This window comes from Stutzerimonas stutzeri (genome assembly GCF_000952685.1).
In the GTDB taxonomy this organism is placed as follows: Bacteria; Pseudomonadota; Gammaproteobacteria; order Pseudomonadales; family Pseudomonadaceae; genus Stutzerimonas; species Stutzerimonas stutzeri_E.
The window spans coordinates 420,473-447,242 of the sequence record NZ_JYHV01000037.1; the positions used below are offsets into that span (position 1 = coordinate 420,473).

The 26,770-nt window shown below is 64.6% G+C and carries 17 protein-coding genes; 8 read left to right on the plus strand and 9 right to left on the minus strand.

What is annotated here, in order from left to right:
• Positions 1-3: 3 nt before the first annotated feature.
• From UF78_RS20545 to recC, 5 genes are all read right to left on the minus strand, one after another.
• Positions 4-771 (minus strand): substrate-binding periplasmic protein, encoded by a 768-nt coding sequence (locus UF78_RS20545; protein WP_045164062.1) that lies wholly within the window; start codon positions 769-771, stop codon positions 4-6.
• A gap of 84 nt (positions 772-855) precedes the next feature.
• Complete coding sequence (locus UF78_RS20550; RefSeq protein ID WP_045164063.1) at positions 856-1,311, minus strand: hypothetical protein; 456 nt, start codon at positions 1,309-1,311, stop codon at positions 856-858.
• Positions 1,312-1,437: 126 nt separating this feature from the next.
• Positions 1,438-3,279 carry an exodeoxyribonuclease V subunit alpha gene (gene recD / locus UF78_RS20555; RefSeq protein ID WP_045164064.1) on the minus strand — a complete coding sequence of 614 codons (1,842 nt, stop codon included), beginning with the start codon at positions 3,277-3,279 and terminating at the stop codon, positions 1,438-1,440.
• 121 nt (positions 3,280-3,400) lie between these two features.
• The gene (gene recB, locus UF78_RS20560; protein WP_045164065.1) at positions 3,401-6,949 is read right to left on the minus strand and encodes an exodeoxyribonuclease V subunit beta; all 3,549 of its coding nucleotides are present in this window, start codon (positions 6,947-6,949) and stop codon (positions 3,401-3,403) included.
• Positions 6,946-10,215 carry an exodeoxyribonuclease V subunit gamma gene (gene recC / locus UF78_RS20565; RefSeq protein WP_045164378.1) on the minus strand — a complete coding sequence of 1,090 codons (3,270 nt, stop codon included), beginning with the start codon at positions 10,213-10,215 and terminating at the stop codon, positions 6,946-6,948. Before recC ends, recB begins: the two co-directional genes overlap by 4 nt.
• 224 nt (positions 10,216-10,439) lie before the next feature.
• On the opposite strand from recC, the gene UF78_RS20570 reads away from it, so the two are divergent.
• The gene (locus tag UF78_RS20570; RefSeq protein ID WP_045164066.1) at positions 10,440-11,330 is read left to right on the plus strand and encodes a cache domain-containing protein; all 891 of its coding nucleotides are present in this window, start codon (positions 10,440-10,442) and stop codon (positions 11,328-11,330) included.
• 153 nt (positions 11,331-11,483) lie between these two features.
• Positions 11,484-13,169: a Na/Pi cotransporter family protein gene (locus tag UF78_RS20575; RefSeq protein ID WP_045164067.1), complete on the plus strand. Its 1,686-nt coding sequence runs from the start codon at positions 11,484-11,486 to the stop codon at positions 13,167-13,169.
• Positions 13,170-13,297: 128 nt separating this feature from the next.
• Here UF78_RS20575 and UF78_RS20580 read toward each other — a convergent pair whose 3' ends face one another.
• Positions 13,298-15,850 (minus strand): TRAP transporter permease, encoded by a 2,553-nt coding sequence (locus UF78_RS20580; protein WP_045164068.1) that lies wholly within the window; start codon positions 15,848-15,850, stop codon positions 13,298-13,300.
• A 122-nt stretch (positions 15,851-15,972) separates the two neighbouring features.
• Positions 15,973-16,938: a TAXI family TRAP transporter solute-binding subunit gene (locus UF78_RS20585; RefSeq protein WP_045164069.1), complete on the minus strand. Its 966-nt coding sequence runs from the start codon at positions 16,936-16,938 to the stop codon at positions 15,973-15,975.
• Positions 16,939-17,282: 344 nt separating this feature from the next.
• Here UF78_RS20585 and UF78_RS20590 point away from each other — a divergent pair, with 344 nt between their 5' ends.
• Positions 17,283-19,184, plus strand: coding sequence for a sensor domain-containing diguanylate cyclase (locus UF78_RS20590; RefSeq protein ID WP_045164070.1), 1,902 nt, complete (start codon positions 17,283-17,285; stop codon positions 19,182-19,184).
• A gap of 1 nt (position 19,185) precedes the next feature.
• On the opposite strand, the gene UF78_RS20595 is transcribed toward UF78_RS20590, so the two are convergent.
• Together UF78_RS20595 and UF78_RS20600 are read right to left on the minus strand one after the other, a co-directional pair.
• The gene (locus tag UF78_RS20595; RefSeq protein WP_045164071.1) at positions 19,186-20,592 is read right to left on the minus strand and encodes a sensor histidine kinase; all 1,407 of its coding nucleotides are present in this window, start codon (positions 20,590-20,592) and stop codon (positions 19,186-19,188) included.
• Entirely contained in the window at positions 20,585-21,256 is a 672-nt protein-coding gene (locus tag UF78_RS20600) for a response regulator (RefSeq protein ID WP_045164072.1), read from the minus strand. Before UF78_RS20600 ends, UF78_RS20595 begins: the two co-directional genes overlap by 8 nt.
• Positions 21,257-21,433: 177 nt before the next feature.
• Between UF78_RS20600 and UF78_RS20605 the strand changes: the two genes are divergently transcribed.
• From UF78_RS20605 to UF78_RS20625, 5 genes are all read left to right on the plus strand, one after another.
• Positions 21,434-22,696, plus strand: coding sequence for an OprD family porin (locus tag UF78_RS20605; RefSeq protein ID WP_045164073.1), 1,263 nt, complete (start codon positions 21,434-21,436; stop codon positions 22,694-22,696).
• Between the two features lie 33 nt (positions 22,697-22,729).
• Entirely contained in the window at positions 22,730-23,704 is a 975-nt protein-coding gene (locus UF78_RS20610) for a Bug family tripartite tricarboxylate transporter substrate binding protein (protein WP_045164074.1), read from the plus strand.
• Positions 23,705-23,765: 61 nt separating this feature from the next.
• Positions 23,766-24,209, plus strand: a complete 444-nt coding sequence (locus UF78_RS20615) for a tripartite tricarboxylate transporter TctB family protein (RefSeq protein ID WP_045164075.1) — start codon at positions 23,766-23,768, stop codon at positions 24,207-24,209.
• Between the two features lie 2 nt (positions 24,210-24,211).
• A complete protein-coding gene (locus UF78_RS20620) occupies positions 24,212-25,726 on the plus strand; it encodes a tripartite tricarboxylate transporter permease (protein WP_045164076.1) in 1,515 nt (504 codons plus the stop codon).
• A gap of 1 nt (position 25,727) precedes the next feature.
• Positions 25,728-26,750, plus strand: coding sequence for an AbrB family transcriptional regulator (locus UF78_RS20625; RefSeq protein ID WP_045164077.1), 1,023 nt, complete (start codon positions 25,728-25,730; stop codon positions 26,748-26,750).
• The last annotated feature ends 20 nt before the right edge of the window (positions 26,751-26,770 follow it).

Below are 26,770 nucleotides of genomic sequence, written 5' to 3' on the forward strand. Positions count from 1 at the left end.
GTTCTAGGGACCAGCGACCAGGGAGCGGCTCTCAGGCAATCGCTCCAGCAGACGCCGATACTCGCCGCTGGCGCGCAGGGCCGCCAGGCCCCGGTCGAACCGTTGGATCAACCGGTCAGCGCCCGCCTGGTTGCGCGGCACGATGAGGTGCATCGTCTGGTGACCGACAACCGTGTCGGAGACATGAAAGCTTGTTCGAGGCGCCGCCGTCGTTTGCAGTGCATAGTTGCCCAGATGCAGGTCGGCGAGAAATACATCATCACGACCGAGCAGCAGCAATTGGGCGCACTCACTCAGGCCTGGCGGCGAGTGCCGCTCCAGTACGCCCTGACGGACCAGCGTCTCAATGGCCGCGGGCAACTGCCACCCCAGCGGCAGGCATAGCCGCAACCCACCGGGACGATGCAGATTTTCCAGCTCAACGGAATCGCCCGCTCGGCTGAACAGGTGCTGCTCCGATACGTACAAAGGAGCCGAGTAGAGGAAATCCCGTTCCCGCTGCTCGGTGCGGATATATGGAAAGGTTGCGTCGTATTCGCCCCGCTGGGCCATCAGATAGCCCCGGTTCCACGGCTGCCAGGCGAGCGAAGAGGTTATACCGTCCAGCGCGAAGGCCGCCTGAACGACCTCCGATAGCATGCCGGCGCCCGCCAGCGATCTGCCGGTGAGTGGGCCGTAATCATCGCCGGTGACCAGACGCACCTCTGCAGCATGGGCGCCCAGGCTGACCGCCAGGCTCAATAGCAATCCTCTGCTCCAATGTTCCTTCATTGCAAAATCCCAACGTCATCGGATGACCAGAACGCACCCTATCCCAATGCCGCTGTCGCAACCGCGGCGCACCGGAACAATCGTCTAGCGGACCACCTGATCACGAGACAGGCGCAACAGCAGCGCAGCCAGACCAAGCCCGACAGCGACCAGAACCAGCATCGGTCCGAGGTAGCCAACCAAGTCCTGCAGCCAGATGAGCAACTGGCGGAACACCAACAGGCCGAGCCGCGTGCTCTGAGCATCCACGTCGACCCGATAACCGCCTTCTTCCCATACCTCGTAGGCCGCGCTCAGCGGCAATAGCGCTAAAGGCAGCAGAACCAGACACAGCCAGTAGCCACTGCGTCGTCGCGGCCCGAACAGTCCCCAGGGCCGGTAAGCGGCGCGGATCAGTTGGAAGAAGCACAGGCTGTAGTAGCCGATCAGAAACAACGCAAAAGCGCTGCCAACGGTCGGCTCCAGCCAGAGCCGGTGCAACACGGTGCCGCCGAGCGACATGCTCAGCAGGCCCCAGAGCAGAAAGAAGAAAATTTTCATTGCGCGTACGGTGTCCGATGTTCGCAAGGGGCTCATCGAAACAGAATTCAGCCGCCGATACGCGCAACCACTTCACGAACCAACGGCATGAACGGCGCTCATGCCGGCTTCTTGCTGCGATACCGTTCAGAACAGGCTGAGCTGGTCGCCAGGCGGCTCAGGCATCGGTGGCTGGCGCGGCGCAGCCGCATCAGCCGTCCCCTGTTGCAGCAACCGGCTGGCCAGCCCAGCAGCGCGCTCGGCGCGGGTGCTGACCGCTTCTGTCAGACGTGCCGGCAACGCCCAGATTTCCACCTTGCGCTTGGCGCGGGTGATCCCGGTGTAAAACAACGAGCGTGTCAGCAGTGGGCTGGGTTGCTCGGGCAGGGCCAACAGCACTTCTGTGAACTCCGAGCCCTGACTCTTATGCACGGTCATGGCGAAGGCGCTATCGTGACTTGGCAGCCTTGCCGGAGCGAAGGCGCGATAACCCTCGTCGCCTTCGAAGAACACCCGCAGCCCCTGCTCGGTTTTCAGACACAGGCCGATATCGCCGTTGAACAGGCCCAGCGCGTAGTCGTTCTGCCGGACCATCACCGCGCGGCCGGGATACCAGCGTTCGCGCGCCGGCACACCGAGGCGACGCTTGAAGCGCGTCTCCAACGCCTCGTTGATACCGGTCACGCCAAAGGCGCCTTCGCGCTGAGCGGTCAGGGCACGAAAGCCGTTGAAGGCCTCGAAGGCCGCTGCTGGGTCTGCCTGCCGTGCGGTCTGTAGGTAAGGTGAATAACCTTGTTCGAGTCGCTCGACCAGGGCGCCCGAGCTTGGCGTTGCATTCCAGGCCAGATCGACGCGGCCCTCCTGCAACAGCGCGACAGTGCCTTTCGCATCACCGCCATTGATTCGCCGCGCCAGCTCACCGATCCCGCTGTCGCCGGAGAAACGATGGCTGTGGGTCAGCAGGACCACCGCATCGCCAAGGCGCGAGCACGGCGTCTCGATGGGGACGTTCTGCCCGGTAATGCGTTGCAGATCGTCGGCGGCTTGGGCATCGAAACCGCGCCCTTCACAGAGTTCGGCGAACACCGCACCGGCTTCCACGGCGGCCAATTGGTCCTTGTCGCCGAGCAGAATCAGCCGTGCCTTGGGCGGCAGCGCGGCGACCAGCTTGGCCATCAGCGCCAGATCAACCATGGACGCCTCGTCCACCACCAGCACGTCCAGCGCCAGCGGGTTGGCTGCGTCATGCCGCACCTTGGGGCTATCGCCGCGGCTGCCGAGCAGACGATGCAGCGTACGCGCCTCGTCCGGCAGGGCTTCTTTGACGACATCACTGACCGGCAGATCGGCCTTGGCGTTGCGGATCGCTTCGGCCATGCGCGCGGCGGCCTTGCCGGTGGGTGCGGCGAGGCCGATGGCTAGACGTTCGCCGTCGGGCTGTTCCAGCAGTGCCGCCAGGAGCCGCACAACGGTGGTGGTCTTTCCGGTTCCGGGGCCGCCGGAGATCACCGCCAGGCGCCGGCGCACCGCCTGCGCCGCGGCCAGACGCTGCCAATCGGGGCTCTGCTGATTGAAGGCGAACAAGCGCGCCAGACTGTCGCTCAGCCGCGCTTCATCGACATCCGGTGCGTCTGCGGCGCGGGTCAGCAGCTGTTCGGCCAGTTGCTGTTCGTATGCCTGATAGCGGGACAGATAGAGCCGGTTGCCGGCCAGGGTGAGCGGCGCGTAGTCGCCCGGAGCGCCGATCAGCGAGGAGGCCTCCAGCTGCGCTTGCCAGGTCGAAAGCGGCGGCAGGATTAAATCCTGATCCGGCCATGGGCGTTTACCCGCCAGCCGTTCAAGCAGCAGGCAGACATCGCCATTGGCCAGCGCCTCACAGCACAGTGCCGCGGCGACCAGCACCTCATCTGGCGTCTGCGGCTCGAGGCGCTGCAAGCTCGCAACGAACGCACGCTCCAGCGGGCCAAGCGGCAGATCAGCGAAGGTCATCGGACGCTCCTAAAAAATAATGACCAAAGGGCCGTGCAGGCCGATTCGCGGTCAAGACCGCTCCCACAAAGGCCTGCCCGCCCCGCCAGCCGTGGGAGCGGTCTCGACCGCGAATGGGCACTCATCGCCCGTCCTCGAACAAGCGATCCAGCGCATCGAGCAACGCGTCATCGGGTCTTGCGAAATAAACGCCCGCCTCGGGCATCCCGCGCAGGAACAGGTAGAAGGCCCCGCCCAGCTGCTCGTCTTGAAAATCGGCCAGGCGCTGGCGCAGGAAGCGGCGCAAAGCAACTAGGTAGATCAGGTATTGCAGGTAGTAGTGCTCGCCGGCCAGGGCCTGCAGCAGGCGCTCACCACCGTAGTAGCTGGCGTCCGGGCCGAGCCAGTTGGATTTGTAGTCGGCGATGTACCAGCGGCCGTCGTGCTCGAAGGTCAGGTCGATAAAGCCCTTGAGAAAGCCCTTGAGGCTGTCGAACTCCAGCCGCACGGCCGCATCGCGCAACGGTTCGGCAAGGCCGTTGGACGGGTCGACCAATAGGCTGCGCAACCGTGCCACATCCAGGTCCAGTACCGGGAAGGTGAAGCCCAGTTCCGGCAGGCGTCTGGCCGATTGCAACGCGGCGAGTGTCAGGCCGGCACCATCCATGTCGGTCTCGAGCACCTTTTGCAGATGCGCCGTGGCAATCTCCTTCCAATCCAGCGGCAGGCCATAGGCCTGCAACGCGGGTTCGACCAGCTCCGGCAGCTCGCCTTTTCCGCGCGCCCAATCTTCAAGGATGGCGTGCAGGCAGGTCCCAGCACGGGCGCCGCGGGGGAAGGCGAAGAAGCCATTGCCCGGCTCACCGGCATCGGGGATGGCCAGGGCGTCGCGGTCCGGCGCTTCCATATGCATTCCGGCGGCCAGGCCGGAGAAGCTGCCGATTCGCCAGGCGCTGTGCAGGCTACGATTGAGCTGCGACAGCTGCTCAGGCGCCGCCGCACGACCGGACCCTTGGGCACTGGCTTCACGCGGTTCAAGCGACAGGCAGGCCAGATGACCATCGCTCTGCTGGACCAGCCGCTCGATGGCCAAACGCAGGCCGCCGCCATCGAGCTCGGCCAGATGCTGGCCCAGTTCGCTCAGCGGTTGCTCGCCAGGGAGGTCGCGGCCGTGAAGGAGCCAGGCCAGGGCGCTGCTGTGCAGGCCTTCATCGGCCAGGCTGCCGTCCTTCTTCGGCTTGCACAGACACACCGGGCCCCAGTGCAACCAGAGCCTGTCGCGGGCGCGGGTCAGGGCGACGTAGGCCAGGCGCAACTGCTCGGCGAAGACCTCCTGGCGGGCACGTTCGAGGTTTTCGTCCAGTTCGTCACTGCCCAGATCCAACAAGGGCTGGCCGCTGCCATCGTGGCAGCGGGCGCTGTCGCGGTTCTTGCCGAGCAGCTTGCCGTCCCAGAGGAACGGGCAGAACACCAGCGGGTATTCCAGGCCCTTGCTGGTGTGGATGGTGACGATCTGCACCCGCTCGGCATCGCTTTCCAGGCGCAGCAAGGCTTCCTCACCGACGCCTTCGCTACCGCGCTGGGCATTGAACCAGGCGAGCAGCGGTTCCAGCCCTGGCCGCAGCAGGCTTTCGGCCTGCAACAGTTCGCCGAGGTGCAGGAGGTTGGTCAGCCGGCGTTCACCATCGACCCGCCTCAGCAGCCGTTCGGCCACCGCTTGCTCGTCGAGCCAAGCACGGAATACGCGCATGAAGCCCTGTTGCTGCCAGAGCTGGTGATAGCGCTCGGCGGCTTCGCGTTCGGCATCCCACTGCTGCTGATCATCTTGGCAACGGGCGAGATCGGCCGCGCTGCGCCCCAACAGGCGCGTGGCCAGGGCATAGCGCAGCAGCCCTTCGCGCCCGGGCTCGGCGTACGCGGCGAGCACCGCGGCCAGCTCACCCGCCTCTTCGCTACGCCAGACACTGTCACGCCCACGGCGCACACTGGGCACGCCGCGCGCGGCCAGCTCATCGGCGATCATCCCGGCCTGGCGGTGGTTGGCCACCAGCACAGCAATATCGCCACCTTTCAACGGCGTGAACACGCCGTTTTTGTCGAAACCGGCGCGGCCCTCAGCGGCGCCTGCCAGTTGCAGGGCGATACGCCGTGCGGTGTCGCTCGCGGCCAGCTGCGCGGCTTCGCCCTTGCCCAGCGAATCGTCGCCGAGCCAGACCAGCGACAGCGGCGCCGCCTCGCCCTCCTCCACCAGACGCAAGCTGGCACGCGGCCTTTCGGCGGCACCCACCGGTGGGTATTGGAGATCGCGTTGAGCGAACGGCTGCGGATGGTCGAACAACCGATTCAGCGCGGCAATCAGCTCCGGCGTCGAGCGGTAGTTGGTGGGCAGGTTGAAGGGCTGGCGATCGGCTTGCTGCTTGGCCGTCATGTAGGTCGCCAGGTCCGCGCCGCGGAACGCATAGATCGCCTGCTTGGGGTCGCCGACGAAACACAACGACGCCTCGCTGGCCTTGGCATAGATGCGATTGAAGATGGCGTACTGGATCGGGTCGGTGTCCTGGAATTCGTCGATCAGCGCCAACGGGTAGGTGGCGCGCAACGAGGCCGCCAGGTCCTCACCGACCGGGCCTTGCAGTGCCTGATCCAGACGATTGAGCAGATCGTCGAAGGCCAGCAGCCGCTGCGCCGCCTTGCGTTCGGGCAGCTCGCGGTTAAGTCGTTCCAGCAGCGCGACCTGCAGCGCGATCAACCGCTGCTTACCCGCTGGCAGCGCCTCGGCAACTTGATCAACCAGTTCGTCCAGCGCATGGGCCAATTCGCAGACGGGCGCATCATGGCCCTTCTTGCAGGCCTTGCTCAGTGCGCGGACGCCGAATTTGGCGGCGCCCTCGGGCAGGTCGAACATCACTGCCGGATCGGCGAAATAGGCGTCCAGCTCTGCTTGCCAAGGCGCAAACTTGATGCTTTTGTGCGTGCTCTGGCTGAGCCCGCCATGGGCCAGCAGCTCGGCGATCCAGGCGGTGCCCGCTTCTTGCCACAGCGCTGCGGCGCGCTGCCAGGCGGCTTCGACAGGACGCAGATCGGCGTTAATCGGCGCGCCCTGCGGCTCGACCCGCAGATAGGGCTTGCCCAGATGACTGCGCAGCCGTTGGCGCAACCACAGCGGCGTGATGCGGCTCTTGGCCAGGAAACGCGCCCAGGCCGGATCGGCATCGGCCAACTCGCTGCGCCAGGCGTCGGCGAGCAGCGCATCGATGATCTCGCGGTCATCGGCGGTCAGCTCGCTGTCGAAATCGCCACCGGCCTCGAAGGCCGCGTCCTGAAGGGCGCGCTGGCAGAAGCCGTGGATGGTGAAAATCGCCGCCTCGTCGAAGCCGTGCACCGCCAGCAGCAGGCGCCGCCGCGAGGCTTCGTCCGGGTAGCGTGCATGGAGCCGATTGAGAAAGTCGTCATCGCTCGGCGTGCCGTCATATACCGCCAAGAGATCGGCCAGGCGCGCGCGGATGCGTTCACGCAGCTCGGCGGTGGCGGCAGTGGTGTAGGTCACGACGAGGATCTGCCCCACCGACAGCTGCCCCTCCAGCAGCAGGCGGGCATAGAGCGCGGTAAGGGTCCAGGTCTTGCCGGTGCCGGCGCTGGCCTCGATCAGCGAGCGACCGTCGAAGGGCGAATCGAGCAGGTCGAGTTTCATGCTTCCTCCTCTTCTTCAGCCAGAGCATCCAGCGCGGGACCGATCAGCTGTTCGGCCAGCACCTCGAAGCGTTCGTCCAGCGGGTCGCGGTCCCGAAAGGCCAACGCATTCCAGGGGTCTTCAGCTTCGGCGGCGATGGGGCTGAACTCCGCACCCAGCCAGGCTTCGCGGGCGCGTTTGCGGGCGCAATCCAGCGGCTCGCTGCCGCGGCTCGGTTTGCGGTAGCCCCTGGCGAAGGCATGGCTGCTGCGCGGCAGCAATGGCAGCGGCTCGCGGATCGCGCAACGATAGGCCGCCAGCCAGGGCTCCAGCAGCTCGGCCGCATTGGCCAGCGGCCCGAGTTGCCAGTCACCAGCGGGCGATAGCATAAGACTGTTGCGCTCGATGCCGGGCGTGGCTGATAGATTGAGCAGCAAATGGCGCAGCCAGAACGGCGGCAGATCCCATTCGCCAAGGCGGCCGAGCTTCCAGCCGAACAGTCCGGCCGGGGTAACGCCGTCGAGCCAGCCATGCACGCGCACCCCCGCCAGGGTGATGTCCACCGCCAGCGGCTCGGGCGCCGCGTCCGGACGCAGCTCGAACAGCCGGGGCGCAAAGGCACGCACCGGCCCGCGCAGCTTGCCCCACAGCGCCTGTCCCAATTCACCCGTCGGCAGCCAGCCTGCCGCGCAAGCCATGCGGCGTTCGTCCTCATCGCTCCAGCCGTGTTCCATCGCCTGCAAGGACAAGCGCCGCAGGCCGTTCCAGGCCGGCATTTCCAGGTCGAACGGCTCGTCGCTGGCGAGCGACTCCTGGGCATCGGCCAGACGCAAACCCAGGCGCCGCTCCAACAGGAAGCGCGCCGGGTGGCGGAAGCACTGCAACAGCTGCGAGGGTTCGATAGTCAGCCAGGCCTCATCCGGTTCGGCGAGCAGGCTGGCGAACGGTTGCGGCTGGGCCTGCGGCGGTTCGGCGAGGCGCTGGGCGGCGAGGAACCAGGGCAGCGAGTAACCGGCGCAGGGCACGTGGCCGAAATTGCGCGGCGAGAACGGCTGCAACGGGTGGGCGACCAGGATCTTCTGGCTGGCGGATCGCGATTCGTCGGCCAGCACGGCGGTCATGTCCACCGCTTCGAGCACTTCGCTGAGCAGCACCGAGGGCGGCAGCACGGCGTTGTCACGCGGGTCGCGACCAACATAGGACAGGTACAGCGCCTCACGCGCCGAGAGCAACGTTTCGAGTAGCAGGTAGCGGTCGTCCAGGCGTCGGGCGCGATCGCCCCGCCGCGGGTGACGACCAATCAGGTCGAAGCCCGACGGCGGCGTGCGCCGTGGAAAGGCGCCATCGTCCAGGCCGAGCAGGCAGACCACGCGGAACGGCAGGCTGCGCATCGGCACCATGGTACAGAAAGTCACCGCACCGGTTAGAAAGCCCGAGGCGCCGCCGCCTTGCTGCAGCGCCGCGCTAAGCTGCTGATGCACCAGCTCCAGCTCGATGGGTCGGGTCAGGTCGGCGGCCTGGGCCTGGTCACGCAGCGCCGCGCAGGCCTGGGACAATAGCAGCAAGGTATCGCCGGCTTCGCGCTCGTCGAACAGGGTGTCGATCAGCACCTGTAAATCATCCGCCCATTCGGCCAGCGGACGCGGCCGGGCCAGCTGATCGGCCAGCATGCCGAGGCGCTCGACGAACTCCACCACCCGTCCCAGCAACTGCGCACGAGCGCCTTCCAGGGCATCCAGCGGCCAGTGTTCACCGAGCAGCGGCGCGTCGTCGCCCGCCAGCTGCGGCGGCGCGGCGAAACCCAGCAGCAGGCGGTCCAGCCCTTGGCGCCAGGTGAACGCTGATTCGTACGGCAGGCCCAAGCGAGCGCGCTGGCCACCGTCGCGGCCCCAGCGCACCCCGGCTTCACGCAGCCAATCGCGTAGCAACGGCAGGTCCTCGCTTTCGATGCCGGCGCGGCGGGCAATCGCCGGCTGCTCCAGCCAAGCGAGGATTTCCTCGGCGGCGAAGCGACTTTGGGCCAGCATCAGCAATTCGAGGAAGGCCTCGATCAGCGGCATCTCGGCTCGCAGGCTGCGGTCGGCCAGGCTGTAGGGAATCCGCGGGCTGCCCTCGCGCGAGGCGAACACCGCCTCGATGAAGGGCGCGTAACGCTCGATATCGGGGGTCAGCACCACCACCTGATCCGGCGTCAGCGCCGGGTCGGCGGCGAAGCGTGCCAGCAGCTGGTCGTGGAGGATTTCCACCTCACGCAGCGGCGAGTGGGCGATATGCACCTCCAGCGAACGGTCGTTCTCGGCCAGGGTGATCCGCTCATCGGGCAGGCGGGTGCGCAGGCGCAGGATGTCGTTCTGCAAGGCATGCAGCAGGCTGTCATCGTGCAGGTCTTCGTCTTCGGAATACAGGCCGAACTCCTGGCTGCCTTCGCTGGCAGTCAGACTGAACAGGGAATCGAAGAAGTCGCGGCCCTGTTTACCCAGGCTGGCCAGCAGCGGATGGCCGACGTCCAGATACCAATCGTCTGCTCCGCTCTCCGGTTGCCGGGCCAATTCCCGGATGTCACGAATCTCGCCCCAGGCCTCACGGCTCGGGTTGAGCGCGCAGACCACCACGTCGATATGCCGCGCCAGGCCGTCGAGCACGCGAAGATGGTGTGGCGGCAGGCTGCTGATGCCGAACACCAGCAGACGCTCGGGCAGGCCGGGCAAGGGCTCGTCGCGGTACAGACGTTGCAGCAGATCGCCGAGCAGGCGCGCGCGGTGCGGGTGGCCGTCCTTGGTCAGTTCGCGCCAGAGCAGCGCCTGCCAGGCTTCGTCGGGGCCGAGGTCGAGGGTTTCGCCGCGTTCCCAGGTCGCCAGCCAGTCATCGCGATAGAGCAGGTACTGGTCGAAGACGTCGGCGATCTTCGCCGCGAGGGACAGGCGCCGGCGTTCGTCGCCGCCATCGAGGTACTGCGCCAGGCGCGGCGCGAGTTCGAGATTGACCGGCTCGCAGAGCCAGCCGTAGAGGCGCCAGGTCAGGGTCGTGGGGGAGAATGCCGATTGCTCCGGCAGGCTGCCCAACACGGTGCGGCTCAAGTCCCAGACGAATTTCGCCGGCAGTTGCATCTCCAGCTGCATGGCAATGCCCTGCTTGCGCGCCAGCTCCAGCGTCAGCCAGCGGCCCATGCCCTGGCTCGGCACCACCACCCGCGCCGGGGCGAAGGGGTCGGCGAGTGGCTGGGCGAGCAGGCGCGTGGCCAGTTCGCCGAGGGTTTCCAGATCGGGGGCGTGGTAGAGGCTGAGCATGGCGGCGGCTTCGACGGAATCAGCGGCCAAGGGTAGCAAGTTCCGCTCGCGCCGCGGGCGGTGTCGCAGATGGCCGGTGCGACGTTTTTCCCTACTCCTTTCGCAGGTAATCAACGGTCCTTGTGATCAATATCAATTCCCTCACGGCAAATAGGATATTTCCTTGCAGGCAGTCCCTCATGCACCTCTGCACCCTGTCGCCTGCCTCAGGCTAGGAGCAATCGATGAAATTGAACAACCGGAACCTGCTGATCCTCGCGTTGGGCGCAGCCCTCTGTGCTTCACCGCTGGCCTATGCCACCACCGAGGGTGCCCAGGCCAAAGGCTCGGTCGAACGCAGCCATGCGCGCCAGGCCAGCGCCCTGCTCGACCGCGCCGTCGCGCATCTGCAAAGCAACGGGCCGGAACAGGCCCTGGCGTCCTTCAACGACCGCCAAGGCGGCTTCGTCGATGGCCAGCACTACGTTTTCGCCCTCAGCCTGGACGGCACCATGCTCGCCAGCAACGGCGCGTCGCGCGCGCTGGTCGGGCTCAACGTGATGGACCTCAAGGACGCCGCCGGCAAGCCGTTCATTCACGAGATCATCGAGCAGGCCAAGGCGGCCGATAACGGTCAGGTCGAGTACCACTGGCTGAATCCGGCCGACAACAAGGTGGAAAACAAGGTCAGCCTGTATCGCAAGGTTGGCGACCGGATACTCGTGGTCGGTTACTACATACCGCGCTCCTCCGCCGAGCAGGCGCAGAAGATGCTGGATAAGGCCGTGGCGCTGATGAAGCACTCGGGTGGCGAGGCGGCCTTCAAGGCCTTCAACGATCCGCAGGGCGGCTTCGTGATGAACGACGAATATGTCTTCGTCATCGGTCTGGAGGACGGTAAGTACCGCGCCAGCGGTGCCTCGCCCAACCTGGTGGGTGTCGATGTTCGCGAGATCACCGACGCCGCCGGCACCCCCTTGTTCAAGCAGATGATCGCGCTGGCCAAGGACAAGGGCATCGGGACGGTCGACTATGTCTGGCGCAACCCTGCCACCAATGCGGTGGAGCAGAAGCATTCGCTGATCCGCCGGGTCGATGATGTGTTGCTCGGTGTGGGCTACTACTCGCCACGCTGAACGACAGACGCATCCACGGCGCCGCCGTGGATGAACCTTTCGTGAACATCCGGCTTCCAGAAACGGTCAACCGATCATCATCCACTGCTCACCACCGCCTCTGGCGTGGCGTGTCGTGGCCGCCGATCACCGAACAGCCGAAGGCCGTGCCTGATGTTGACGTTGTTGCACCTGCTGTCCTCCATCGCATTGCTGGTCTGGGGCACACATATCGTGCGTACCGGGATCATGCGCGTTTATGGCTCGCATTTACGGCGGCTGCTGGGCCACAGCATGGCTAACTCGCCGTTGGCGTTCGCTGCCGGTATCGGTGTCACCGCCCTGGTGCAAAGCAGCAACGCCACCGCACTCCTGGCTATCTCCTTCGTGTCCCAGGGCCTGATGACCCTGCCCACGGCGCTGGCGATCATGCTCGGTGCCGATGTCGGTACGGCGTTGATGTCGCGGATTCTGACCTTCGACCTGTCGTGGTTGTCGCCGCTGTGCACCCTGGTCGGGGTGTGCCTGTTTCTGTCTCGCAAGCAAACCCGCACCGGCCAGCTCGGGCGCGTGCTGATCGGCCTCGGTCTGATCATTCTGGCGCTGCAACTGATCGTGGTCACCGCCGAGCCGATCACCGAGGCACGCGGCATGCGTGTGCTGTTCTCCTCGCTGGCCGGCGATACTCTGCTGGCGGCGGTCGTGGGGGCGTTGTTCGCCGTGCTCTCGTACTCCAGCCTGGCCGCGGTTCTACTGACCGCGACCCTGGCCGGTGCCGGATTGATCAGCCTGCCGGTCGCCCTCGGTGTCGTCATCGGCGCGAATATCGGCAGCGGCGTGCTGGCGTGGCTCAACGCAACCCCGCAACCCGTGCCGGCTCGTCGGGTGGCGCTTGGCAACCTGCTCTACAAGCTGGCCGGTCTGTTGGTCTTGCCGCTGCTGCCGATATTGGTCGAATGGATGGCGACCCTGGGCTTCAGCGTCCAGACCCAGGTCATCGCTTTTCATCTGGCGTACAACTCGCTGCGCTGCGTGCTGTTACTGCCCACGGTGGGCCTGATGGCCAGACTGTGCGAACGCCTATTGCCGGAGCGGCTGGTGGATAACGGCATTGCGCAGCCGCGACATCTCGATCCCACCGCGCTGGATACGCCGACGCTGGCCTTGGCCAATGCGGTACGCGAAACCTTGCGCATCGGCGATCTGGTGGAAGCCATGCTGGCGCACCTGCGCGAAGCGCTGCATGAAGATCGGCCAGAGCCGGGCGAGGAAATCCGTCGGCTGGATGACGATGTCGATGCGCTCTACAGCGGTGTGAAGCTCTACCTGGCGCGTATGCCGCGTGAAGACCTGGCTGAGCAGGAAAGCCAGCGCTGGGCGGAAATCATCGAATTGGCGATCAATCTGGAGCAGGCCGGCGACATCATCGAGCACATGCTCGGCAAAGTGCACAACCTCAAGACCTCCAAGCGTCGATCCTTCTCTGACCGGGGGCTGGACGAACTCAGCCAGCTGCACGCACTCCTCAGCGCCAATCTGAGCCTCGGCCTGTCGGTTTTCCTTTCCGGCGATACTCACAGCGCCCGCCAGTTGTTGCAGCAGAAGCGTCAGTTTCGCAAGCTCGAACGCGAGCTGGCACATGCCCACGTGCATCGACTGCATCAACAGGTGAAAGAAAGCATCGAAACCAGCGCTACGCATCTGGAGCTGATCGCCGACATGAAACGCCTGAATTCGCTGTTCTGCAGCGCCGGTTATGCGGCGCTGGAAGGCCATGCCAGTGGCAAGGGCCGCGTCCCGACCGAACCGACCCTTGACGTTAATGCCGCGGAGCATCAGCTACCCGGCAAGCCGGCCTGAAGCACAACTGCGCCCGCCCCGGCTGGCAATGTCGGCTCAGGCCAGGCATAGACGACCGGATTTTCGGCAGGTCGAAAAAAACCCCGGCGATGCTGAGCACGCCGGGGTCGGACCGTCGGTTACGCCGATCAGTGTACCCTGCGTCGTCTCTGCAACCAGATCACCAGGCCGAACAGCGCGAGGCCGGGCAACCACATCCACTCCTTGACCATACGATCGGTGGGCGCGCGCACCGCGACGATTTCCTGATCGAACTGCAGACCCAGTTCGGCGGCGGGGCTGCCGAAGGTCACGCTGTCGATCAGCACTTTGCCATCCTCCTCGTAAGTCATCAGGCCGAACTTTTCCAGCTTCTCTTCGCCGGATTCGCCGTCAGGAATGGCGGCCAGCAGGCTGAACTCACGCGTATCGCCGACCGCATCTTCACCGCGTATGCGCAACCGCAGCTGACTGTTCTCTTCCACCGCGCCCATCGCCTGGACCAGCTGTGACGGCGGAATGTCACGATAGGGGTCGTGGACGATATCCATCCAGAAACCGGGACGGAACAGGGTGAAGGCGACCAGCAATAGCAGGATGTTTTCATACCAGCGGCTACGTACCAGGAAGTAACCCTGTGTGCCAGCCGCGAAAATCAGCATCGCCACCGTCGCGACGATAAAGATCACCACGCCGTGCCAGAAGTCCACGTCAATCAGCAACAGGTCGGTGTTGAAGATGAACAGGAAGGGCAGCGCGGCGGTGCGCAGGCTGTAGTAGAACGCCACGATGCCGGTCTTGATCGGATCGCCCTTGGACACCGCCGCTGCGGCGAACGAAGCCAGGCCAACGGGTGGCGTGACGTCGGCCATGATGCCGAAGTAGAAGACGAACAGATGCACCGCGATCAGCGGCACGATCAGCCCGCTCTGCTGCCCCAACGCCACGACAACGGGCGCCAGCAGGCTCGACACCACGATGTAGTTGGCGGTAGTCGGCAGTCCCATGCCGAGGACCAGGCTGAGGAACGCGGTGAGCAGCAACATCAACATCAGGTTGCCCATCGACAGCAGCTCGACCAGATCGGCCAGCACCAGACCTACACCGGTCTGTGAAACCGCGCCGACGATGATCCCTGCCGCAGCGGTCGCGATGCCGATACCGATCATGTTGCGCGCGCCGGCGATCAAGCCTTCACGCAGATCGACCACACCGTCCACGAAGGTGCCGTGCTGGTGGGTGCCATCGCGGCGCATCCAACTGAGCAGCGGACGCTGGGTCAACAGGATGATGACCAGTATCACCGAGCCCCAGAAGGCCGATAGACCGGGCGACAGCCGTTCGACCATCAGGCACCACACCAGCACGACCACCGGCAGCAGGAAATGCAGGCCGGCCAACAATACCGGGCGCGTCTGCGGCAGCTTCTCGAGTGGTGCGTCGGGGTCTTCCGGTGGCAGCGGCGGATTGCTCGCCGCGACTTTCAGCAGGGCCAGGTAGACCGCCGTCAACAGCGCCCCGATCACCCAGATCGCCGCGTCGCCGAGGGCCGGCTTCATCCAGCCAAGACCGTAATAGACGGCCAATGAAATGCCGGAAATCAGGGCAACGCCAAACGCGAACCCGATCAGCCGCTGCACCCACGGTTTGGCCACGCTGGCCCGTGGCAGCGCGGTGAGACCCAGCTTGAGCGATTCGAGATGAACGATGTAGACCAGCGCGATGTAGGAGATCAGCGCCGGCAGGAAGGCATGCTTGATCACCTCGACGTAGGGAATGCCGACGTACTCGACCATCAGGAAGGCCGCAGCGCCCATGACCGGCGGCATGATCTGGCCGTTCACCGAGGACGCCACTTCCACCGCGCCGGCCTTCTCGGCTGAAAACCCGGTGCGCTTCATCATCGGGATGGTGAAGGTACCGGTGGTGACCACATTGGCGATCGACGACCCGGAAATCAGACCGGTCATGCCCGACGCCACCACCGCCGCCTTCGCCGGCCCGCCACGGAAATGGCCGAGCATGCTGAACGCCAGCTGGATGAAATAATGACCCGCGCCGGCCCGCTCGAGCAGCGCACCGAACAAGACGAAGAGGAAGACAAAACTGGTGGACACACCCAGCGCGATGCCGAACACGCCCTCAGTGGTGATCCACTGATGGTTGGCCAGGGCCGTGAAGCTGACACCACGGTGCGCCAGTAGGCCGGGCATGTACGGCCCCGCCAGGCTATAGCCGAGGAAGACCAGCGCGATGATCGCCAGCGCTGGGCCCAGCGCGCGGCGCGTGGCCTCGAGCAACAAGGGAATGCCGATACAGGCAGTGACCAGATCCAGCGTGGTCAGGTTGCCGGGACGCTGCGCCAGTTGCTCATAGGCGACGAAGAGATACCCGGCGCTCGCCGCGGCGATCAGCCCCAGCGCGATATCGATCAATGGCACGCGATCGCGCGGCGACCGTTTGAATGCGGGGTATGCCAGAAAAGCCAGGAGCAGGGCAAACGCCAAATGAATAGCCCGGGCTTCGGTATTGTTGAACACGCCGATGCGCAACATGAAGGGCAGCGGCGAGGCGATCCACAGCTGGAAGAGCGACCAGAGCAGCGCCAGACCTGCGATCAGTTTCGCCATGGCGCCTTCGGGCATCCGCGCACCGACGTCTTTGGCGATCAGCTCTTCTGTGGAGAGTTCTTTGTCTTGCATGGAATGTGGCCTGTTTTTTCAGGTATCGGAACCGCGAAAACCCGTGGCACGGGGCACACGGGTTTTCAGACGAAAGCCGCGGACGGCAGGCCTGCCGCTTCGATGCAGCAGGCCGGAGCCCGTTACAGCCAGCCACGTTCCTTGTAGTAGCGCTCGGCGCCTTCGTGCAGCGGTGCGGACAGGCCGACCTTGATCATGTCTTCGGCTTTCAGATCCTTGAATGCCGGATGCAGGCGCTGGAAGCGCTCGAGGTTCTCGAACACCGACTTGACCAGCTTGTAGACCACATCCGCGTCGACCTTGGAAGTGGTGGAAAGCACCGCCTTGCCGCCGATCGATTGAGTGGCGCTGTCATTGCCCTTGTACATGCCACCTGGGATTTCAGCCTTGGTGTAGTAGCTCTTCTCGGACAACAGCTTGTCGATTTCAGGGCCGGTGATTGGCACCAGAACGGCGTCGACGGTGGTGGTGGCTTCCTGAATCGCGCCATTCGGATGACCGACGAAATAGGTCATGGCATCGATGTTGTTGTCGCCCAGGGCGCTGGCCTGCTCGGCCGGCTTGAGCTCCGCGGCGAGGGCGAAGACCGACTTGTCCCAGCCCTTTTCCTTCATGATTTCTTCGAGGGTGTCACGCTGACCGGAACCGGGGTTGCCGATGTTGACCCGCTTGCCCTTGAGGTCGTCCAGGCCCTTGATATTGGCGTCGCGGCGCGCCAGCACGGTGAAGACCTCACTCTGCAGCGAGAAGACAGCGCGGATGTCATCCATCTTGCCTTCGCTCTTGAATGGCTCCAGACCTTCCATGGCCTTGTACTGATGGTCCGACTGCATGATGCCGAAGTTGAATTCGCCGCTGCGCAGACCATTGACGTTGGCTACGCCGCCGCCGCTGGCGGGTGCGTTGCACTTGAGGTCTTCAGCGTTGCGGTTGACGAAGCGACAGATCGACTGCCCGGCGACATAGTAAACGCCTGTCTGACCACCGGTGCCGATGGTCACGAATTGCTCTTGCGCCTGAGCCACACCGCTCAGCCCAGTCCCCGCCAAAGCGGCGGAAAATATCCATGCCAAGGATTTGCCTTTCATGGATTCACTCCTTATTGGTTGTTTTGGATTGTCTCGCGCGGCCTCGTGAGCATCGGCGAGAAGATGGGAGTCTAGCAGGCCATCGGATTTCGCGAGCCACACCTGGGGCAAAACACATGCGAAAAGCACCCCCGATCAGTGGCAGCGATTCCTGCCCGTCATCTGACTCGTCCGCCCGGCGCGCGTTCCGAACGCGCAGAGCGCCTTGCCGGCTCGTCCGATGTCAGGACACGGCGCTGGCATCGAAGCGACAATAGCCGTATCGTTTTTGACGCCAGCAGCACGACATCCGTACCAGCCGCCGACCTGCTTGGGTGTCAGGGAACTTCAAAAGGCTTTAGCGAATGCGTTGCCAACCATCGTCGATCGTCGCCCTGTTCGTCCTGCTGATGGCCTATGTTGGGCAGGCGGCGGCGGACGTCACGCCGAGAATGGCTTCGCACAACCTTCGTGACCTACAGGTTGGGGCCATCGAGTACCTCTCCGGTAATCCGGAGGCGGATTTCGACACCGCCCGTAGCGCTGCCTGGCGCTGGCAACCCCTCGAGCGGCCCAGTTTACAGCGGCAACCCGACGGCGTGTGGCTGCGATTCACCCTACGTAACCCTGCCACCCGAGAGGGCATCTGGTATCTCAGCCTGAAGTGGCCGGTTTTGGACCTAGTTCGGGTACAGCTGTATTACCCGGCGCGCGAGCAATGGGGCCCGCCGATGCGGGCCGGCGACACCCTGCCGATGCGTGAGCGACTACGGGCCGATCACAACTTCGTATATCCACTGGCCCTGCATGCCGAAGAAGAAGCGGTGGTCTACCTGCGTGTGCAGTCGCGTGAGCTGATCGCGCTGCCGTTGACGATCGCCGACGAAACGGGGTTCATCTCCAGCAAGATCTCCGATGTCGCCATGATCAGCCTGTTTTTCGGCGGCATGCTGGTAATCCTTCTCTACAACTGCAGCCTGTTCGTGTTTACCCGCGACCTCAGCTATCTGCTTTATGTCATCTACTTGCTCAGTGCGCTGTTTTACGTGCTGACCATCACCGGATTCGGCCAGTTGTTCCTCTGGCCTGAATCGCCGAGATTCTCGCATCGGTTCTACGGCCTTTCGGCGGCGCTGTGCTTTTTCACCCCGTTGGTGTTCGCCAGTCGCTTCCTGAATATCCGCCGCTATGGCGGCTGGGTCTGGCTGGTCACGCGGCTGCTGCTGGGCTACTGGGCCATAGTGCTCCTGGCGATCCTGTTCGCACCGGCCCTGACGCGCTATCTGGCGATAGAAGCGATAGCACTGCTCCATTGCGGCTTGACCATCGCGGTGACCATCACGCTGTGGATCCGTGGCAATGCTTCAGCGGGCCGGTTCACCATAGCCTGGTCGACGCTGCTGTTCTTCACCGTCGCCCACCTGTTGGCCCTGCAGGGCGTGCTGCCGTTGAACCTCTGGACCCTCAACGGTCAGCTGATCGGCATGTTCGTCGAGTTCGTGCTGCTGTCGATGGCGTTGGCCGAGCGCATCAACCACGAACGTGAGCGCCGCATCGAAGCCCAGCACAGCACCCTACGGGCCGTGGAGGCGCTGGCTCAGGAACGTGAGTCGCGTCTGCAAGCGCAGCAGCAGACGCTGGAGGTGCAGCGGCGCACCAACGAGGCGCTGGAAGCCCGCGTGGCCGAGCGAACCCGAGCGCTGGAAGAGGCCAAGCGCGGCCTGGAGCGGGTCAACGAACAACTCACCCGGATGAGTATCACCGACGCCCTGACGCAGTTGTCCAACCGGGGTCACTTCGATCTGATGATCGACGAGGAGATCCGCCGCGCGCAGCGCGTCGAGAAGCCGCTTTCGGTGCTTATGCTGGATATCGATCATTTCAAGCAGGTCAACGATACCTACGGGCATCCCTTCGGCGACGAATGCCTGCGTCTGGTGGCCGCCACGCTCAAGCAGCATGGTCAGCGCGCCGGCGACGTGGTGGCGCGCTATGGCGGCGAGGAATTCGTCATAGCGCTGCCCGGCGTCGACCCCCACCAGGCTGGCGAGCAGGCCGAGCGGATCCGCATGGCAGTGGCCGCATTGCACCCGATCTGCGACGAGACGCGCCTCGACCTGACCATCAGCATCGGCGTGGCCACGCTCCAGCCGCCAATGGCCTGTTCCCCGACCCGTTTGCTCGCCGCCGCCGATGCCGCGCTTTACCGAGCCAAGCGCAACGGCCGCAATCAAGTGGCGTTCGCCGAGCCGGACGAGCTGATCTGAGTCAATCGATGTTCGGTGGGAAACGCAACCTGACCAGCAGCCCGCCCAAAGCGCCCTGCCCCAGCTCGATGGTGGCGCGATGGGCCCGGCTGATCTCGCCGACGATGGCCAACCCCAGCCCGGCGCCCTGCCCCTGCTGCTGTACCCGGTAGAAGCGTGCGAAAACCTTCTCACGCTCTTCGGGCGCAATCCCAGGGCCATCGTCCTCAACCTCCAGCACACCTTCGTCACGCACGCGCAACACCACATTGCCGCCGTTCGGCGTATGCGCCAGGGCATTGTCCAGCAGGTTGCTCAACAGCTCACTGAGCAGCGTCGGCTCTCCGTGAATCCACACCGGATGATCTGCTTCCAGCGCCAGCGCGACACCTCGTTTATGCGCCAGCGCAGCCATTGCCAGCCCCAGCTCACGGGCCAGCCGGCTCAGATCCAGGCGCTGCGCGCCGCCCTCGGCGATCGCTTGCGCGCCACTTTCGATGCGCGCCAGCGAAAGCAATTGGTTGGCCAGGTGGATAACCCGGTCGGTATGCGCCTCCGCTTCTTCGAGGGTTTCCTGCCAGCGCTGCGGCTGTTGTTCGCGCAGGCCCAGCTCGATTCGCGCCTTGAGAGCAGCCAAGGGGGTGCGCAGCTCATGAGCGGCATCGGCGATGAACTGCGCCTGTCGCTCGAACTGGCCGCGCAGCCGTTCGGTGAAATGGTTGAGTGCGGCAACCAGCGGCTTCAGTTCACGCTGCACCGTCACCAGCGGCAACGGTCGCAGGTCGTCCGGTTGGCGCAGCTCCACAGCCTCGCTGAGCTTGCCCAATGGACGCAGCGCGGCGCTCACTGCCAGCCAGACGAGCAGCAACGCGGTGATCGCCAGCAATCCCACTCGCCACAGGGTGTCGGTGAGCAGGCCGCGCGCCATACGTTCGCGGGCACCCAGGGTTTCGGCCACGCGAATCTCGGCGATACCGGTGAGCGCCGGCTCGCTGACCGGCTGCAGCAGACTGACCAGACGCACGCCCTCGCCCCTGAACGCGCCGTCATAGAAGCGGGCCAATGCCGGATAATCGTCGGTACGCCGGACATCGGCGTCCGGGGCCGGTAGGTCCTCATAGCCGCTGACCAGCCGGCCTTCGGTATCAAGCACCTGATAGTAGATGCGCCCGGCACTGTCATAGGCAAAGGTGTCCAGGGCCACGTAGGGCACATTGGCGCGCAGCTTGCCGTCGTTGGCCACCAGCCCCTCGGCGATGGCCCGAGCCGAGGCCAGCAGCGTGCGGTCGTAGGCCGAATCGGCTGCCGCGCGGCCGTTCCAGTAGGCACTCCAGCCGCTGAACAGCAGCATCAAGGTGAGCAGCACGGCCAATCGGCGTAACAGCCCGGCACGCAGGCTGCCAGCGCCTGGCGGCAACGTTTCAGCCATCCACCGTCTCCAGCAAATAGCCCAGGCCCCGGAAGGTGACGATACGTACCGCGCTGCCCTCGAGCTTCTTGCGCAAACGATGGATGTAAATTTCGATGGCATCGGCGCTGGCATCCTCGTCGAGACCGAAAACCTGCGCCGCCAGCTGATCCTTGCTCATGACCCGCCCGGGTCGAGCGATCAGCGCTTCGAGCACCGCCTGCTCGCGCGAGGTCAGGCTCAGCGGCTGCCGGTCGAGGCTGAAGCGCCGGGCGTCCAGGTCATACACCAGCGCACCGCAGCTCTGCTGGCGCTCACCGCCGGCTACGCTGCGCCGCAGCAGCGCCTTGACCCTTGCTTCGAGCTCGGACAACTCGAATGGCTTGGCCAGGTAGTCATCCGCGCCAAGATTGAGCCCGTGCACGCGATCGGTCACCTCACCGCGTGCGGTGAGCATGAGCACCGGCAGCGTCTTGCCACGCTCGCGCAGGCGTGCCAGCACCTGAAAGCCGTCGAGCCGGGGCAACCCGACGTCGAGAATCGCCAGTGCATAGTCTTCGGTCGCCAGCGCCAGATCGGCCGCCACCCCGTCATTCAGCAGATCCACCGTCCAGCCCGCCGCGCGCAGCGCCTGCGCCACGCTTTCAGCGAGTTGGGGATGGTCCTCGACCAGGAGAATCCGCATTTGCCTGTCCTCTGCCACACACGGAACGGAGCGCCAGTGTAGCGGCAAGGCGCACCGCACGCTGCTTTCGCCCTTGAAAGCCTGGCGAAAGTTTCGCCGCCTAGGATCGCAATCAGGTGGCTCGATCCACCTGCAACGGCATTGCCGTCACAACAAAAACAAGAGTGGAGATACAGGATGCTGACTGTCGTCAGAAACAACCCCGCACGTGCTCGTCTTGCCCTCGCCATCACTGCCGCCTCGTTGGCGCCGCTGGCCCAGGCCGATTTCATCGAAGACAGCCATGCGACCCTGCAAACTCAGAACATCTACCTCAATCGCGACTTCCGCGAAGGTACCGGCCAGTCCAAGCGCGAAGAATGGTCGCAGGGCTTTCTGCTCAATATCGAATCGGGCTTCACCGAAGGCACCGTCGGCTTCGGCCTCGATGCCATGGGCATGCTCGGCATCAAGCTCGACTCCGGCGGCGGTCGCACCGGCACCGATCTGCTCCCAGTGCACGACGACGGCAGCACCCCGGACGAATTCAGCCGCCTGGGGCTGACGGCCAAGGCGAAGCTGTCCGAGACCGAACTGCGCTACGGCAGCCATATCCCGGAAACGCCGGTGGTCAAAGCCAGCGACAGCCGTACCCTGCCCCAGGTGTTCGAGGGCGCCATGCTGGAATCCCGCGAGGTGACCGGCCTGACCCTCACCGGCGGGCGTCTGGACAAGGTCATCGACCGTGCCTCGACCAATTCCCAAGACCTGCAACTGAACAATAAGAACGGTCGTTTCGACAGCGCCGCCGAAGCCGACCATCTGACCTACGCCGGGGCCAAATACGATTTCAACGACCGCTTCACCGGTACTTACTATGCCGCTGAGCTCGATGACATTTATCGCCAGCACTTCTTCAACCTGCAGGCCGTCCAGCCGCTGGGCAAGGACTCGGCGCTGACCGCCGATCTGCGTCTGATGATCAGCGATGACACCGGCGCAGCAAACGCCGGCAAGATCGACAATCAGGCCTGGAACGGCATGCTCGGCTACAGCCTCGGTGGCCATAAGGTCAGCCTCGCCTACCAGCAGATGAACGGTGATACCGGCTACGCCTACATCGATGGCGGCGACCCCTACCTGGCCAACTTTGTTCAGATCAACGACTTCGCCAATGCCGACGAGCGCTCCTGGCAGGCCCGCTACGACTATAACTTCGCCTCGATCGGTATTCCCGGCCTAACCTTCCTTACACGCTACGTTTCCGGCGACAACGCCGAATACAGCGGCGGCAGCAACGGCAGCGAGTGGGAGCGCGATATCGAGCTCAAGTACGTGGTGCAAACCGGGCCATTGAAGAACGTCGCCGTACGCATGCGTAACGCCATGTTCCGTTCCGATTTCGCCCGTGACGCCGATGAGAACCGCCTGATCGTCAGCTACAGCCTGCCGATCTGGTAAAGCCGTCCACAATAAGAAAACAGAGGAAACACCATGAAGAATGCAATCCGTCGTTTCGCACTGCTCTCGACCTGCCTGGTGATCTCGAGTCAGCTGATGGCCGAACCCAAGCGACCCGAATGCATCGCCCCGGCCAAGCCCGGTGGCGGCTTCGACCTGACCTGCAAGCTGGCCCAGAGTGGCCTGAAGGATGAAGGTTTGCTCGAGGCGCCGATGCGCGTCACCTATATGCCCGGCGGCGTCGGCGCGGTGGCGTACAACGCGGTGATCGCCCAGCGTGCTGGCGATCCCTCGACCATCACCGCCTTTTCCAGCGGCTCGCTACTGAATCTGGCACAGGGCAAGTTCGGTCGCTATGACGAGACCAACGTGCGCTGGCTGGCCGGCATCGGCACCGACTACGGCGCCATCTCGGTACGCGCCGATGCGCCTTATCAGAACCTTGACGATCTCATCGAGGCGGTGAAGAAAGACCCCAGCAGCGTGGTCTTCGGTGCTGGCGCCACCATCGGCGGGCAGGACTGGATGCAAACCGCACTGATTGCACGCGCCGCCGGCGTCGATCCGAAGAAACTTCGCTATGTCGCCTTCGAAGGCGGCGGCGAGACGCTCACCGCCATGCTCGGCGGCCATGTCCAGGTCACCAGCAGCGGATTGGGAGAGGTCGCGCCTCAGCTCGAAGCCGGCAAGATCCGGGTGCTCGCGGTGCTGTCCGATGATCGCCTGCCAGGCAAGCTGTCGAACCTGCCGACCGCCAAGGAGCAGGGCTACGACATCAGTTGGCCGGTGATCCGCGGCTTCTACATGGGCCCAGAAGTCAGCGACGAGGACTTCAACTGGTGGAAGACCCAGTTCGACACCCTGCTCGCCGACGAGGACTTCGCCAAGCTGCGCGAGCAACGTGATCTGTTCCCACTGTCGATGACCGGTGATGAACTCACGGCCTTCGTCAACAAGCAGGTCGCCGAATACAAGGAACTCGCCGGCGAATTCGGTCTGGTCAAGTAACACCCCGCGGGCCTCGGGTTCCGGATGGGACCACTGGCCCGCTTCTCCCGAGGTAACCACCATGTACGTTCGTGTCTTTGCCGCGGCGTGGCTACTCGCCTGCGCCGGCCTTGCGTTGCTCGCCTGGGGTTTCGAGGCGCCCTTCGCCTACGATCCGGTTGGCCCGCGCGCTTACCCGCTGCTTCTGTTGTTTCTGATGGGTTGCGGCGCGCTCTGGCTGCTGTGCAAACCACACGGCGATCCGACGCCACCGTTCGATTGGACCATGGCCCGGCGAGCCGCCCTCTGCGTGCTGGTGCTGTTGGCGTACGCACTGCTGTTCGAAAAGCTCGGCTTCGTCATTACCACGGCACTGGCCGCATTCGCCCTGGGCCTGTTGTTCAACGGCCGCCTGTGGCCCTGCTTGATCAGCGGCGTGCTGATGGGCGTGCTGCTCTACGGCCTGTTCGACCTGTTGCTTGATGTGCCGCTGCCACTCGGCGTGCTGCGCTTGCTGGAGAGCTGAAAATGGAAACCTTGAATTTCTTGATGCAGGGCTTCGATGTCGCCACGCGACCGACGAATCTGCTGGTGGCGCTGTTCGGCGCCTTTGTTGGCACTGTCGTCGGCCTGCTGCCCGGTCTCGGCCCGATCAACGGCGTAGCTCTGCTGCTGCCACTGGCCTTCGCCCTCGGCCTGCCGCCGGAAACCGCACTGATCCTGCTGGCCGCGGTATACCTGGGCTGCGAATACGGCGGTCGCATCTCGGCGATCCTGCTCAACGTTCCCGGCGATGCCGCGGCGGTGATGACCACCCTCGATGGCTACCCGCTGGCGCGCCAGGGCAAGGCCGGTATCGCTCTGTCGCTGTCGGCGGTCAGCTCCTTCATCGGTAGCATCATCGCCACCTGCGGCGTGGTGCTGTTCGCCCCGTTGCTGGCCAAATGGGCGGTGGCTTTCGGCCCGGCGGAATACTTCGTGCTGATGATCTTCGCCATTGCCTGCCTAGGCGGGATGGTCGGCGACAAACCGGTGAAAACCCTGATGGCGGCCTTGATCGGCCTGGGCCTGGCCACCGTCGGCGTGGACGCGACCACCGGCGTCTATCGCTTCACTTTCGGAAGCGTCAGCCTGTCGGACGGTATTCAGTTCGTCATCGTGGTGATCGGCTTCTTCAGCGTCAGCGAAGTGCTACTGATGCTGGAAAAGACCCACAGTGGCCAGAAGGCGGTCAAGGCCAGCGGGCGCCTGCTGTTCAACTTCAAAGAGTTCTGCATGACCTTCTGGACCATGGTGCGCAGCGCCCTGGCCGGTTTCGTCATCGGCACCTTGCCGGGAGCCGGCGCCACCATTGCCAGCGCAATGACCTACATGAGCGAAAAACGCATGGCCGGCGACACGGGCAAGTTCGGCGAGGGTGACCTGCGCGGTCTGGCCGCGCCAGAGGCCGCCAACAATGCCTCCGCCTGCGGCTCGCTGATTCCGATGCTGACCCTGGGCGTGCCGGGCTCGGGCACTACCGCGGTGATGATCGGTGCGCTGACGCTGTACAACATCACGCCCGGTCCTTTGCTGTTCGAGCAGCAACCCGACGTGGTGTGGGGTCTGATCGCCTCGCTGTTCATCGGCAACGTGATTTTGCTGGTGATGAATATCCCGCTGGTCGGGCTGTTCTCCAAAATGCTCAGCGTGCCCAATTGGGTGCTGGTGCCGGCCATCACGGCGATCAGCCTGGTGGGTGTGTATTCGGTGCACAGCACGACCTTCGACTTGGTACTGATGGTCGGCCTCGGTGTGTTCGGCTATCTGTTGCGCAAGCTGGAATTCCCGTTGTCGTCGCTGATCCTCGGCTTTGTGCTCGGCGAGATGATGGAAGACAACCTGCGCCGCGCGCTGTCGATCTCGGCCGGTGACCTGGGCATCCTCTGGGGCAGCCCGATCACCCTGATCCTCTGGGCCCTGGCCGCGTTGATGCTGGCCCTGCCCGGCCTGCGCTGGTGGCGCCAGCGCCGCCGCGCCAAACTGAGCGAGGCGCACGTCTGATATGCCGCACTGGCTTCCGGGATGGTGGGCGACGCCATTGGTCGGCGCCCTCGGCGGCTGGCTGGCGAGCCTGGCGAACTGGCCGCTGCCCTGGATGGTCGGCTCGCTACTGGCGGTCATTGCAGTGCGTTGCAGTGGCTGGCTGGTCGCCGAAGTGCCTCGCGGTCGGCAGACCGGACAATGGCTGATCGCCAGCGCCATCGGCCTGCATTTCACCAGCGAGGTCATGCAGCAGGTACTTGAGCACTTCGGCGTAATCCTCACCGGCGCGCTGGGCACCCTGTTGTTGAGCCTGATCGGCATTTTCATTCTCCGGCGCAGCGGCATGGACCGCGCCACGGCGTTCTTCTCCAGCATGCCGGGCGGCGCCAGTGAAATGGTCAATCTGGCTGCACGGCACGCCGCGCAGCCGGCAATGGTGGCCGCGGCTCACAGCATGCGGTTGTTGCTGGTGGTACTGATCATTCCCGCGGTCTTCACCTGGAGCCTGCCACCGGTGGATGCCCCGCCGCCGGCACCGGTCAGTTGGCCATGGCTGGCGCTGCTGCTACCGGCCGGAGGACTGCTGGCGCTGGTGTGGAAGAAACTCGATCAGCCCAATCCCTGGATGCTCGGTCCGCTGACGGTGTGCGCCGCTGCCAGCGCCGTTTTCGACCTGCATCTGGGTATGCCTCAAGGCGTCGGCCAGTTCGGTCAATGGCTGATCGGCTGCTCCCTGGGTTGTCACTTCGACCGCCCGTTTTTTCGCACCGCCCCTCGGTTCATGTTGCGCATTTTGCTGTTCACGCTGTTGGCGATGCTCGCCGCGGCGGGTCTGGCCGAAGCGCTGGGTTGGGCGGCGACGCTGAACCAGACGTCTCTGATGCTGGGGATGATGCCGGGCGGCATCACCGAGCTGTGCCTGACGGCCGAAGCGCTGCAATTATCCGTTGCCCTGGTTACCGCGCTGCAGGTGCTGCGATTGTTCCTGGTGATGTTCCTGGCCGAGCCGATATTTCGCCTCTGGCAACGGGCCACGTCTTAACCCGCCATTTGGCGGGTTCT